Genomic DNA, 11,749 nt, shown 5'->3' with positions numbered 1-11,749 from the left:
GACAGACCCTTTACACTGATCCACATGGAGGACGAGGTTGACCGACTGGTCGCTGCATGGCGTCGCGAGCGCCCCGACCTCGACGTGGAACCACTTGAGGTGCTCAGCCGCGTCTCACGCCTTGCCCGTCACCTCGACCGGGCCCGCCGGATCGCCTTCTCCGAGCACAATCTCGAGCCGTGGGAGTTCGACGTACTGACGTCGCTGCGCCGCGCCGGGGCCCCGTACCAGCTCTCCCCCGGTCAGCTGCTCACCCAGACGCTGGTCACCTCGGGCACGATGACCAACCGCATCGACCGGCTGACCAAGAAGAACCTCGTCGAACGGCTCCCCGACCCCAGCGACCGGCGCGGCGTGCTGGTCCGGCTCACCGCGGAGGGGCGCGACAAGGCCGACCAGTCGCTGGCCGGACTGCTCGCCCAGGAGCGTGCCATCCTCGGCGAGCTCTCCCGCCACCAGCGCGGCGAACTGGCCGGGCTGCTACGCCAGTTGACCGCCCCGTTCGACAACATTCCCGGATAGATCGGCCGGTCCGACACCGGCGCGCCGGGCCAGCGCCACCGCGGCCAGCGTCGAGTGCACGCCCAGCTTCCCCAGCACGTTCTGCATATGCGTACGCACTGTGTGCGGGGAGAGGTACAGCCGCTCCGCCACCGCCTTGCGGCCCAGCCCCGCCACCATGCAGCGCAGCACCTCGCGCTCGCGCGGGGTCAGCGACTCGACCAGCTGCTCGCTCTCGGTGCGGTGCTTGCGGGCTGCCGTCAGCTCGCGCAGGACACCGGTGAGCAGCGCCGGAGGCAAATGCGTCTCGTCGCGGAGCACCCCCCGGATGACCGTGAGCAGCCGCTGCAGCGAGCAGTCCTTGGCGACCCAGCCGGAGGCCCCGGCCTGCAGCGCCAGCGCGGCCCGGCGCGGGTCGTCCTTCTCGGCGAGCACCACCGTACGGACGGACGGCTGGCCCGAACGGACCCCGGCGACCAGCGAGATCCCGTCGACCGGGACGTGTTCCCCACTTCTCGGGGCGGGGACCGGCACCGGGCCGGGAACGGTACGTCCCGTGGCCGCCGGCAGGATGCCCAGTTCGGCATCGACGAGAATCACGTCGTACCTACGGCCTTCGGCGGCCGCGCGCTCCAGACACCGAAGCGCGGCCGGGCCGCTGCCCGCCGCCGCCACCTCCACGTCCGGTTCCGCCGCGAGTGCCGCCGCGAGCGACTCGGCGAAAATGCGGTGGTCATCCACCACGAGAACCCGGATACGAACCACAGGTACCCCCACACAGCCATCTGCCCCGGGGCCACCCCAGGACCCCCCGAACGGGACGGACCAGTGCGGGCACGACGCCCGGAGCGATGAGGGTGAACCGCAGTTCTACGGCCGCCGCCGTGTACCGACTGCCACCCCGCCCCGGGCGTCGTGCCCGACTGTCTCGTACCCCTGAATCAGCACCGGCCCCCACCGGTGCTGTGCATCAGCGTACGGCCGGGGGCCCGGAGCGGAAGGCAATTCACAGAACTGATGGACCTAGGTGTTTAAGGTGTGGTTCATGTTTCGTCTTGAGACAGAAGTAGACAAAGAGCGTCGCCTTCTGCTGGGTGAGCGGCTGCATCACAGCAATACGGAATGTTCCCCGGAGCTCCGCGCACTCCTCGCCACGCCGGCCGAGCGCGAACTCCCGCTGGAGGTCTGGGCGATGGACGGCGACGGTGCGCTGGCGGGTGGACTGGCCGGGCGCACCTGGGCCTACTGGCTCCATGTGGATCTGCTCTGGGTCGACCCGCTCCACCGCGGTTCCGGCCTCGGCTCGCAACTGCTCGCCGAGGCGGAACGGGTGGCCGTGGCGGACCGCGGCTGCGCCCGCTCCCGGCTGGAGACCTGGGGTTTCCAGGCTCCGGACTTCTACCGGAAGCGGGGCTACGAGGTGATCGGGCAGGTCGACAACTACCCGCCCGGAGTCACCGAGTTCATCCTGACGAAGACCTTCACCCGATGCGACGGGCACCTGCCGACGGGACCGCCGGGAAGACGCCGGGCGTCGCGTACCCGTGCGAGGTGAACGCCTCCAGCACCGACTTGGTGACCGCGTCCGCGTCCGCCTCGTCCACCAGCACGATCGCCGAACCACCGAACCCGCCGCCAGTCATCCGCGCACCGAGCGCCCCGGACGCGTTCGCCGTCGAGACCACCAGGTCCAGTTCCGGGCAGGAGACCCGCAGATCGTCGCGGAGCGAGACATGACCCGCGGTGAGGACCGGTCCCGCCGCCCGCACCTCGCCCGCGTCGAGCAGTGCGATGACCTGCTCCACCCGCGCGTTGTCGCTGACCACATGGCGTACGTACCGCACGACCGACTCGTCCGCGCCGGACTCGGCGAGCGTGTCGAGCGCGGCGTCCAGACCCTCGTACGGAAGATCGCGCAGCGTCCCCATGCCCAGCGCCCGGGCGCCCGCCTCGCAGCCGGCCCGCCGCTCCGCGTACGCACCGTCGCCCAGCGCGTGCTTGACCCGGGTGTCGACCACCAGCAGCTGGAGACCGTGCGCGGCCAGGTCGAACGGGACCTGGCGCTGTGTGAGGTCGCGGGTGTCCAGATGCAGGGCGTGGCCCTCGACGCAGCACGCCGACGCCATCTGGTCCATGACCCCGCACGGCACGCCGACGAACGCGTTCTCGGCGCGCTGCGCCAGCACCGCCAGCTCGGGTGCGGACAGGCCGAGTCCGAAGAGGTCGTTCAGCGCGAGTGCGGTGACCACTTCGAGGGCGGCCGACGAGGAGAGCCCGGCGCCGGTCGGGACGGTCGAGGTCAGCTGGATGTCCGCGCCGGTGATCCGGTGGCCCGCCTCGCGCAGGGCCCAGACGACACCGGCCGGGTACGCCGCCCAGCCGTGGCCCTCGTGCGGTGCGAGCTCGTCGACCCGCAGCTGGACGACACCGCCCGGCACGTCGGTGGAGTGCAGCCGCAGCTCGCCGTCGGTGCGGCGGGCGACGGCCGCGCGCGCGGTGTGCGGCAGCGCGAGCGGCATCACGAAACCGTCGTTGAAGTCGGTGTACTCGCCGATCAGGTTGACCCGGCCGGGGGCCGCCCAGACTCCTTCGGGGGCGGTGCCGTACAACTCGGTGAAAGCGGCGACCAGCTCAGCGTTGTCGGTCATGGGGTGGTGAGCTCCTCTCGGCGGGCGAACGTCCAGGCGTCGGAGACGATTCCGGCCAGGTCGGCGCGGGACGGCTGCCAGCCGAGCCGCTCCCTGGCGGTGGCGGCGGAGGCGACCAGTACCGCGGGGTCACCGGCGCGGCGCGGGGCCGCGGTCTCGGGGACCGGGTGACCGGTGACCTTGCGGACGGTCTCGATGACCTCGCGCACCGAGAAGCCGTTGCCGTTGCCGAGGTTGCAGATCAGGTGCTCGCCCGCGGTTGCCGCGTCCAGGGCGAGGAGGTGGGCCTCGGCAAGATCGGCGACGTGGATGTAGTCGCGTACGCAGGTCCCGTCGGGGGTCGGGTAGTCGTCGCCGTACACGGAGATCGACTCGCGCTGCCCGAGCGCGACCTGGAGCACGAGCGGGATGAGGTGCGACTCCGGGCTGTGGCGTTCGCCGCAACTGCCGTACGCACCCGCCACGTTGAAGTACCGCAGCGAGACCGCGGCCAGTCCGTGAGCGGCCGCCTCGCCGGTGATCATGTGGTCGACGGCCAGCTTGGTGGCGCCGTACGGGTTGGTGGGCGCGGTCGGGTCGGACTCCGTGATGGGGCTGGAGACCGGTTCGCCGTAGGTCGCGGCGGTGGAGGAGAAGACCAGGGTGCGGACCCCCGCGTCGCGCATGGCGGCGAGCAGCGCGGTGGATCCGCCGACGTTGTTCACCCAGTACTTCTCCGGGTCGGTGACGGACTCGCCGACCTGGGAGTACGCGGCGAAGTGCAGCACCCCGTCGTAGGAGGAGTCCAGCCAGCGGGCCGCGTCCTGGATGCGGCCCTCGATGAACTCGGCCCCGGCCGGGACACCCTCCCGGAACCCGGTCGACAGGTCGTCGAGGACGGTCACCGCGTGACCGGCCTCCAGAAGATGCGCGGCAACCACGCTGCCGACATATCCCGCGCCACCCGTGACCAGGTACTTCTTCTGGGGCTTGCTCACGCGCTCGCTACCTCTCGCAGTCGCTGGGCCGCGGCCTCCGGCGGCACATCGTTGATGAACACGTTCATGCCGGATTCGGAACCCGCGAGGAACTTCAGCTTGCCGGAGGTGCGTCGGATGGTGAAAAGCTCGAGGTGGAGCCCGAACTCCTCACGTCCGGGCTCCCCGAACGGCGCCTGGTGCCAGGCCGAGATGTACGGCGTCGGCGGCTCACCGGGGCCGAAGATCCGGTCGAATCGCCTCAAGAGTTCCAGATAGATCTGTGCGAACTCTGTGCGCGCGGCGTCGTCGAGTTCCCGCAGGTCGGGGACGCGCCGGCGCGGGTGGAGGTGGATCTCGTACGGCCAGTGCGCCGCGTACGGCACGAACGCCACCCAGTGCTCGCCGGTCAGCACGATCCGCTCGCCGTCGGCCAGCTCGCGGGCCACGACGTCGTCGAAGAGGTTGCGGCCGGTCCGCTCGCGGTGCGCCTCCATCGAGCGGAGCATCAGCTCGGTGCGCGGGGTGACGAACGGGTACGCGTAGATCTGCCCGTGCGGATGGCCGAGCGTCACACCGATCTCGGCGCCCCGATTCTCGAAGCAGAACACCTGCTTGACCTGCGGAAGCTCGGCGAGTTCGGCCGTGCGGTCGATCCATGCCTCCAGGACCAGGCCGGCCTGCTCCTCGGTGAGGTCGGCGAAGGACGCCTCATGGTCGGAGGTGAAGCAGACGACCTCGCAGCGGCCGGAGTCCCCGGCGAGTGAGGGAAAGCGGTTCTCGAAGACGGCCACGTCGTAACTGTCGTCGGGGATCTCGCTGAGCCGGCCGTCCCGGGACGGACAGAGCGGGCACTCGTCGGCCGGCGGGTGGTACGTACGGCCCTGGCGGTGCGAGGCGATGGCGACGCTGTCCCCGAGAAGGGGGTCGCGACGGACTTCCGAGGAGGTCGAGACGGCGTCGAGCGGCCGCCGGTCGACGGCGTCCCGGACCACGTCGTCGCGGCTGTCGTAGTAGAGCAGCTCCCGGCCGTCGGCGAGCGTCGTAACCGTCTTCTTCACCAGGTTCCTCCAAACATAACCGAACACAACAAACCACAAGTCAACACACACGTCAATGAGTGGGCACACGCGGCTGCGCATATCGACACGTACACACGTTCCAGACACGAACGCTTAGGAGCGAACTGGACCCGATCCACTGGCAATCGCCGAGCAGCCAGCCTTACGTTCCCTGGCGTGAAGGCAGACATGGGGCGCCGATACCGGCTGTATCCCAACCGCGCGCAGGAACAGGTCCTGACCCGGTGGGGGCATGCGGCACGCACCCTGTGGAACATTGCGCTCGAGCAGCGCACATACGTATTTGAGCAAGGTCCGTAAGACCAGCGGTCACTGGGGGCAGATACGACTACCGAAGCTCGGATGGGTCAGTTTCCGACTCTCTCGCACGCTGGGAGGAACCATCCGAAACGCCACCGTCTCGCGAGACGGGACCGGTTGGCACATTGCCTTCGGTATCCACACCGGAAGAACACCGGGAGCGCCGAATAGCAAACCCGGCTGCGGAGTGGACTTCGGCGTCGCCACGTCCGCATACGTCTCGACCGAGACCGAGCCTCGGGTCATGGCACCGACCCTTACCAAGGTCGAGCTCACACGTCTGAAGTATCTGGAACAACAGAAGGGACGCCAGGTTGCCTATGCGAAAAAGCACAACGGAGGGATGTACAGCAAACGACTGCGTGCCACGATCGCTCAGATCGCCCGAATCAAGGCCCGGCAATCAAACCGGCGCGCTGACTTCACGCACAAACTGACCACCGGCCTGGCCAAGAACCACGGCTTCGTCGGCATCGAAGACCTACGCGTGACCAGCATGACCTCCAGCGCCAGGGGGACCGCCGACCGGCCTGGCCGTAACATCAGGCAGAAGACCGGACTCAACCGCGGCATCCTCGACAACTGCCCCGGTGAGCGACGCCGACAACTGAGCTACCAGTGCGAAATCTACGGATCCGATCTGCGCCCCGTTCCGCCGTTCCATACCTCTCAGACATGTGCGAAATGTGGTCGGGCGGATCCGGAATCTCGCCCTGGATGTGGGCGAAGCTTCACGTGCGTCAACTGTGGGCATGAGGACGATGCCGATCACAACGCCTCGGTCGAGATCGAGGCCCGAGCCCGCCGGACGGGCGGCTCGGTCACCAATAGCACGCGCAGGCGCCCCACCGCGCCAAGTCCCGTCTCATGACGGAGGCGGACACGTGAAACCACATTTGCAGCCTCCGGGCAGCAAAGGGAGCCTCACCGCCCCAGCGGTGGGGGATCGTCAATTCTGGATCTACGAGCAGGGTGTCATCGACATCCCGACCAACCAGGGCGCCAACCCCGGATCAACCCGTCCGACGCCGACCTGAAGAAGGCCGAGGGCGTCCACATCAACCTCTGGACAGGGCTGGCCATGCTGGTCCTCGGGCTGTTCTTCCTGGTGTGGCTGAAGCTGCGCCCGGCCGAGGCTCCGGGCGGCTCCGACACCGGCACCGATGCCTGAGTAGTCGGCACACTGCCCCACCGGGGCCGGACGTCACACGGCGTCCGGCCCCTTCTGCCCGGTGTCCACCGCCGCGCGTTCCAGCAGCCCGGTGCGGGCCGCCAGCGCCGCGGCCTCCAGCCGGGAGCCGACGCCCAGCTTCATCAGGACCCGCTGCACATGTGTACGGGCGGTGCTCGGCGCGATCCGCATCCCGTCCGCGATCAGCCGGGTGTCCTCGCCCTCCGCGACCCGTACCAGGACCTCGATCTCGCGCGGGGTGAGCATCTGCAGGAGCCGCTGTCCTTCGTCGTCCGGCTGGGCGGCCGGGTTGAGCAGCTCGGCGAAGGCGCCCTGGAGCAGTTGCGGCGCGACCGCCGTCTCCCCTGCGCGCGCCTTGACCATCGCCCGCTCGACGCCCTCTATCCGCTCGTCGTGCCTGACGTATCCGGCGGCTCCGGCGGCGAAAGCGGCCGCGATCCCGCGCGGGCTCGTCACCGGTCCGAGCACCACGACCGCCACTTGCGGTCGCTCCCGTTTGATCCGGGCGATCGGGTCGAACGCGCCCGGATCGGCGGGCGTCGCGGTACCGAACAAGCAGACCTCCGGGGCGCGGCTCACCACGATGTCCGCCGCGCCGGCGGTCGGCGCGGCTGCCGCCAGCACCCGGTGGCCCCGCAATTTCAGCGCCGAGGCGAGCGCCTCGGCGAGCAGTCGGTGGTCATCGACCACCATGAGCCGCACGCCCATCGAGAACCCCCCTATCAGGACCCAGGCCCCCCGGCCCTCTTGACCCGGCAAGCTACACGCTTGTTCGACGTCGTGTGCCCCGTACCAGGCAGAAGACCCCCGGAATGCCGAATCATGTGCCATTCAGGGGCACTTGATCGATGACAAGCGGGCAGAAGGGAGCAGGAATCGGGCGGCGAACGAACAGCCCTGCCGGTCGGACGATCGACCGGCAGGGCTGTGGTGCGTGGTGCTTCCCGTGAAGGCGTCAGCCGGCGCCGAACGAGACCGCGAGGTGCCGATCGGCGTCGAGCGAGCTGTCGCCCCGCTTGCTCACCATCGTCTCGGAGATGAACAGCCGGCCGCCCGAGTAGAGGAACTCGGCGTAATCCGCGGAGAAGCTGGTCTCCGCGTTCCGGACGGCCTCGTCGGCCGGGTTCTCCAGCAGCACGGTCTGCTTGAAGGTGGAGCCGTCGATGGAGACGATCTGGCCGCCCTTGTCGTACGGGGGCTCCTTGTACGCGATGATGTTGGACCCGTCCATACGGATCGGGAACATCGTGTACCGGTCACCCGCGTCGGCCTTGTCGCTGGTCGGCTTGCCGGTGGTGAGGTCGAACGAGACGATCTCGTTGGTGTCGCCGTATTCGCCCGTGCTCCCCTCGTGCTCCTCGGTCGGCAGATAGATGCGGTTGTTGCCGACCGCGAGCTGCTGGCAGGTCTCGACCTCGGTGGAGCCGCAGCGGGCGGCGTACTTCTCGCCGTCCGCGGCGATCTTGGTGAGCAGCTTGCCGGTCGACGCGTCGATCGAGAAGAAATCCGAGATCCCGCTGCCGTCACCGGCGGTGTCGCCGACGTCGGCGGCGACGACCAGCGGCTTGGTGGAGACGATGCTCGCGTACTCGACGCCGGGCGGCATCCTGTACGAGGAGAGCGGGGCTCCGGTGGTCGGGTTCAGCGCCTGGATGACGAGCTGCGGGTCGTCGTACGTACCGCACTTGCGGACCACGGCGAGCGCCTCGCCGCCGCCGTACCCCTTGTCGTAGCAGCCGTCGGGGCTGACCTTCGGCTTCCAGCGTTCGGCGCCGGTCGCCAGGTCGAATGCGGCGCCACCCTCGGTGCCGCCCGCGGCGACCGTGGTGCCGCTGAGCGTGATCTCGTCGAACCGGATCGCATCGTCACCGCCGCTGGCGGCGGTCACCGACTTGCTCCATATCAGCTTGCCGGTGGTCAGGTCGAGCGCACCGACCTGGGTGCACGGCGGGTACTTGTTCGCCTTCGTCGCCTTGCCCGCCTCGAAGGCGATGGCGGTCTTGAAGTCCTTGGACATGTGCCGGGAGGCGGCGCAGAGCTGGCCGTCCAGCGCAATGGACCAGAGCTTGGTGCCCTTGACCTTGTCGTACGCGACGATCTCGTTCACGCCGGTCTTCACGAAGGCCTTGTCGGTCAGCCAGGAACCATTGACCGCCGTGACGTCGGTGACCTTCGGTTCCGGGAGCTGGAAGGCGACCGTGGCCCTGGTGTTCGCCGGGGCCTTCTCCTTGCCGCCGCCGAGACCGCTGCCGGAGCCGCCCTTGCCCTCACCGGTGGTGCCGGTGGAGTTGGATGCCTCCTCCTTCTTGCCGCCGTCGCCCCCGCTGGAGGCGAACCAGACGCCACCACCGACGATCAGCGCCACGGCGACCACCGCGGCGACGATGATCTGCGTCTGGGTGCCGAACTTCTTGCCGCCGTTCCCGCCCTGCTGCGGCGGCAGGTACTGCGGCTGCATCGGAGCGGTCGGGTAGCCGTATCCCTGCTGCGGCGGCTGACCGGGTGGCATGCCGTACCCCCCGCCCGGAGGTGTCTGCGGGTAGCCGTAGCCGGGCTGCGGCGGGGTCTGCGGGTAGCCGTAGCCGGGCTGTTGCTGCGGCGGACCTGCGGGCGGCGTCTGCGGGGCGCCGAACCCACCGGCAGGCGGCGCCTGTGGGGCGCCGAATCCACCGGCAGGCGGCGTCTGCGGAGCACCGAACCCTCCGGCGGGAGGCGTCTGCGGCGACGGGGGCTGCGGAGCCGACTGCTTGCCGAACGGGTCGGCGGGCGGCGGGGTCGGTGCCCCGAACCCTCCGGGCGGCGAGTCCTGGGGGGCGCCGAACCCGCCCTGGGGCGGCTCGTTGGGCGGCTGGGGCGGCTGTGTCATGGCGTACGTACCTCGGGGGAAAGGGAGCCGGTCGGTCGGGACCTGGCGTGGTCGGTCATGGTCCGTCGGGTGCCTGCGTGAGCCGTCACTTGCCGAAGGCCATCATGGTCTTCGTCTCCAGCTCTTCCTTGTCGTTGGTCGCGCTGACCCGCCCGCTCGCGATGAAGGAACGGCCGCCCGCGTAGACAATCTTCGGGTTGTAGAACGAGCTCTCGATCTGGGACGTCGACGCCGGGTGCTGCAGCAGCACCTGCGGGGTACCACCGGTCGGTGCCAGGGTGGCGATCCCGCCGCCCTTGTTGTACGAGGCCTCCAGGTAGAGCAGCACGTTGCCGCCCTCCATCCGCAGCGGCGTCATGGTCCGCTCGGCCGGGGCCGCCGCCTTCCACTTGGGCTTGCCGGTGTTCAGGTCGAACGCCACGACCTTGTTCGTGCGGGCGGTGCCGCTGGAGTCGGCCGTGGTCGCCATGTAGAAGGTGTTGGCGTCGGCGGCGACGCCGACACAGCCTTGCAGCGACTTGCCGAAGATGGCGAACGCGCTGCCGCAGTCCGGCGCGAACTTGTCGCCCTTGTCGCCGACCAGCTGGGAACGGAGCGTGCCGTTCTCCTTGATGGCGAGGATGCTCCACTTCTTCTTCTCGCTCTGGGTCAGCGAGACGACGAGCGGGCTCACCGAGTAGACCCGGTCGACCTCCCAGCCCACTGCGGGACGGTACGTCCACTTGGGCTTGCCGGTGACCGGGTCGAGCTCCTGGATCTGGTTCTGGGGCTTGTCGACGTCGGCGGTGCGACAGCTGGAGGCGGCGATCAGCTTCGTACCGCCGGCGAAGGCGTACGGCTGGCAGTTGCCCGACTGCTTGCCGAACAGCTCCTTGCCGTCACTGACGCGGTAGGCGTTGGAGTTGCCGGTGCGTCCGACGGTCACGGTGTCGCCGCTGATGGCGAGGGAGATGTCCGACATCATGTCCCAGATGCCGTTCTGCTTGATCGACTTCTTCCAGCCGGCCTTGCCGGTGTTGAGGTCGATCATCTGCAGGTCCGCGCAGTCGGCCTTGTCGGTCGTGCCGTTCTTGACCCCGATGACGATCTTGCCGTCCGTGGTGGTCTGGGCGGGGGCGGAGCACAGGTCCGCGGGCAGCTTCAGCGTCCACTTCTGCTTGCCGTCGGCCGCGGAGTAGCCGGAGATCGCCCGGTACATGCCCTTGACGACGGTGTCGCCGACGACCCATGGGCCGTACACGTCGGAGCCGTTGCGCGGCAGGTCGACGTCGTTCTTCTGCAGCCAGAGGACCTTCGCCTCGCCGGCCTTGCGACCGGCGTTGAGGTCGTCGTCGCCGGCGCGGCCGTCGCCGTTGCCGTCGCCCTCGTCGACGGAGGGCGAGGCGCTCGCCTTCTGGTCGTCGGCGCTCCCGTGCGCGACGGGCTTCTTGTCGCCGTCACCGCCGCTGGTGGCGAGGAACACGCCACCGCCGATGACCAGCAGCGCCGCGACCGCGGCACCGATGATCACTGCGGGCTTGCCCTTGAAGGCGCTGCCGCCGCCGGGGCCCGCCGGGCCGCCGGGGACCGGGGCGCCGGGGTACTGCTGCTGCGGGTAGCCGTAACCGGGCTGCGGCGGCTGACCGTACGGTCCGGGCTGCTGACCGTAGGGGCCCGGCTGCTGACCGTACGGGCCCGACTGCTGGGCGTACGGGCCCGGCTGACTGTAAGGGCCGGGCTGCTGCGGGTAGCCGTAGCCGGGCTCCTGACCCGGCGCCTGCGGGTAGCCGTAACCCGGCTGGGGAGTAGGCGGAGCGGGCGGCGCGGCCGGCATCTGCGGCGGCTGCGCGGGCGGCTGAGGACTCCCCTGCGGCGGCTCCTGCGGAGCGCCGAAGCCTCCCTGCGGCGGTTGCTGGCTGGGCGGCTGGGTCATCAGCACGTCCCCCTTCGTGCGGTCCGGTGCCCGTTCCGGTCTCCCCCGCGATTCCGCAGGGCTGAATTCCCTTTGGAAAGGAGCGAATCGGGCATGGCTCCCGCGGCGTTACGACAGTCGAGCGGGGCTTCTTTGTACCATCCGCGCGCGTTCGAACACCGGGTCGGTCCATCCCCTGTTCCCAAGGGAGAACCGCCTCGTGATGCCGCCGTTACGCAGCCGGAGCGCGCCTCGCACGACCGCAGCCGGTGCGCCGCATCGGGCGCCGCTCGATGTACGGGTGCCAACTCTT

General features: G+C 69.6%; 11 protein-coding genes. 4 read left to right on the top strand and 7 right to left on the bottom strand.

All coding sequences use genetic code 11. The features are described from left to right. Window positions 1-24 precede the first annotated feature (24 nt). Window positions 25-522 carry a MarR family winged helix-turn-helix transcriptional regulator gene (locus OG972_RS24425; RefSeq protein WP_266984776.1) on the top strand — a complete coding sequence of 166 codons (498 nt, stop codon included), beginning with the start codon at window positions 25-27 and terminating at the stop codon, window positions 520-522. Here the strand turns inward: OG972_RS24425 and OG972_RS24420 are convergent. Continuing rightward, window positions 481-1,266 (bottom strand): response regulator transcription factor, encoded by a 786-nt coding sequence (locus tag OG972_RS24420; protein ID WP_266990690.1) that lies wholly within the window; start codon window positions 1,264-1,266, stop codon window positions 481-483. The genes OG972_RS24425 and OG972_RS24420 overlap by 42 nt on opposite strands. A 280-nt stretch (window positions 1,267-1,546) precedes the next feature. Here OG972_RS24420 and OG972_RS24415 point away from each other — a divergent pair, with 280 nt between their 5' ends. Then, complete coding sequence (locus OG972_RS24415; protein WP_266984775.1) at window positions 1,547-2,056, top strand: GNAT family N-acetyltransferase; 510 nt, start codon at window positions 1,547-1,549, stop codon at window positions 2,054-2,056. Here OG972_RS24415 and galK read toward each other — a convergent pair. Genes galK through galT form a run of 3 tightly spaced genes read right to left on the bottom strand, consistent with a single transcriptional unit; the run spans window position 1,983 to window position 5,166 of the window. Further along, complete coding sequence (gene galK, locus OG972_RS24410; protein WP_266984774.1) at window positions 1,983-3,149, bottom strand: galactokinase; 1,167 nt, start codon at window positions 3,147-3,149, stop codon at window positions 1,983-1,985. The genes OG972_RS24415 and galK overlap by 74 nt on opposite strands. Beyond that, complete coding sequence (gene galE, locus OG972_RS24405) at window positions 3,146-4,126, bottom strand: UDP-glucose 4-epimerase GalE (protein WP_266984773.1); 981 nt, start codon at window positions 4,124-4,126, stop codon at window positions 3,146-3,148. Before galE ends, galK begins: the two co-directional genes overlap by 4 nt. Further along, entirely contained in the window at window positions 4,123-5,166 is a 1,044-nt protein-coding gene (galT, locus tag OG972_RS24400) for a galactose-1-phosphate uridylyltransferase (RefSeq protein ID WP_266984772.1), read from the bottom strand. The genes galE and galT overlap by 4 nt, the downstream gene beginning before the upstream one ends. A gap of 189 nt (window positions 5,167-5,355) precedes the next feature. Here galT and OG972_RS49610 point away from each other — a divergent pair, with 189 nt between their 5' ends. Together OG972_RS49610 and OG972_RS24390 are read left to right on the top strand one after the other, a co-directional pair. Next, entirely contained in the window at window positions 5,356-5,487 is a 132-nt protein-coding gene (locus tag OG972_RS49610; protein WP_266990688.1) for a helix-turn-helix domain-containing protein, read from the top strand. Further along, complete coding sequence (locus tag OG972_RS24390) at window positions 5,444-6,358, top strand: transposase (protein WP_266984771.1); 915 nt, start codon at window positions 5,444-5,446, stop codon at window positions 6,356-6,358. Before OG972_RS49610 ends, OG972_RS24390 begins: the two co-directional genes overlap by 44 nt. A 333-nt stretch (window positions 6,359-6,691) precedes the next feature. Here OG972_RS24390 and OG972_RS24385 read toward each other — a convergent pair whose 3' ends face one another. The 3 genes from OG972_RS24385 to OG972_RS24375 all read right to left on the bottom strand — a co-directional run bounded on the left by OG972_RS24385 (window position 6,692) and on the right by OG972_RS24375 (window position 11,457). Beyond that, window positions 6,692-7,387: a LuxR C-terminal-related transcriptional regulator gene (locus tag OG972_RS24385; RefSeq protein WP_266984770.1), complete on the bottom strand. Its 696-nt coding sequence runs from the start codon at window positions 7,385-7,387 to the stop codon at window positions 6,692-6,694. Between the two features lie 247 nt (window positions 7,388-7,634). Continuing rightward, on the bottom strand, window positions 7,635-9,545 hold the full coding sequence (locus tag OG972_RS24380) for a PQQ-binding-like beta-propeller repeat protein (protein ID WP_266984769.1): 1,911 nt from the start codon (window positions 9,543-9,545) through the stop codon (window positions 7,635-7,637). 85 nt (window positions 9,546-9,630) lie between these two features. Continuing rightward, entirely contained in the window at window positions 9,631-11,457 is a 1,827-nt protein-coding gene (locus OG972_RS24375; protein WP_266984768.1) for a PQQ-binding-like beta-propeller repeat protein, read from the bottom strand. Window positions 11,458-11,749 lie beyond the last annotated feature (292 nt).

The sequence above is a fragment of the Streptomyces sp. NBC_01669 genome, from assembly GCF_026339735.1.
GTDB lineage: Bacteria > Actinomycetota > Actinomycetes > Streptomycetales > Streptomycetaceae > Streptomyces > Streptomyces yanii.
This window is presented reverse-complemented; position numbering and strand designations above follow the sequence as displayed.

Bases quoted from the DNA above. Each gene is read 5' to 3' on its own strand.
- OG972_RS49610 (WP_266990688.1), top strand. From the start codon at position 5,356: ATGGGGCGCCGATACCGGCTGTATCCCAACCGCGCGCAGGAACAGGTC.
- OG972_RS24375 (WP_266984768.1), bottom strand. From the start codon at position 11,457: ATGACCCAGCCGCCCAGCCAGCAACCGCCGCAGGGAGGCTTCGGCGCT.
- OG972_RS24425 (WP_266984776.1), top strand. From the start codon at position 25: ATGGAGGACGAGGTTGACCGACTGGTCGCTGCATGGCGTCGCGAGCGC.
- OG972_RS24385 (WP_266984770.1), bottom strand. From the start codon at position 7,387: ATGGGCGTGCGGCTCATGGTGGTCGATGACCACCGACTGCTCGCCGAG.
- OG972_RS24415 (WP_266984775.1), top strand. From the start codon at position 1,547: ATGTTTCGTCTTGAGACAGAAGTAGACAAAGAGCGTCGCCTTCTGCTG.
- OG972_RS24380 (WP_266984769.1), bottom strand. From the start codon at position 9,545: ATGACACAGCCGCCCCAGCCGCCCAACGAGCCGCCCCAGGGCGGGTTC.
- galK (WP_266984774.1), bottom strand. From the start codon at position 3,149: ATGACCGACAACGCTGAGCTGGTCGCCGCTTTCACCGAGTTGTACGGC.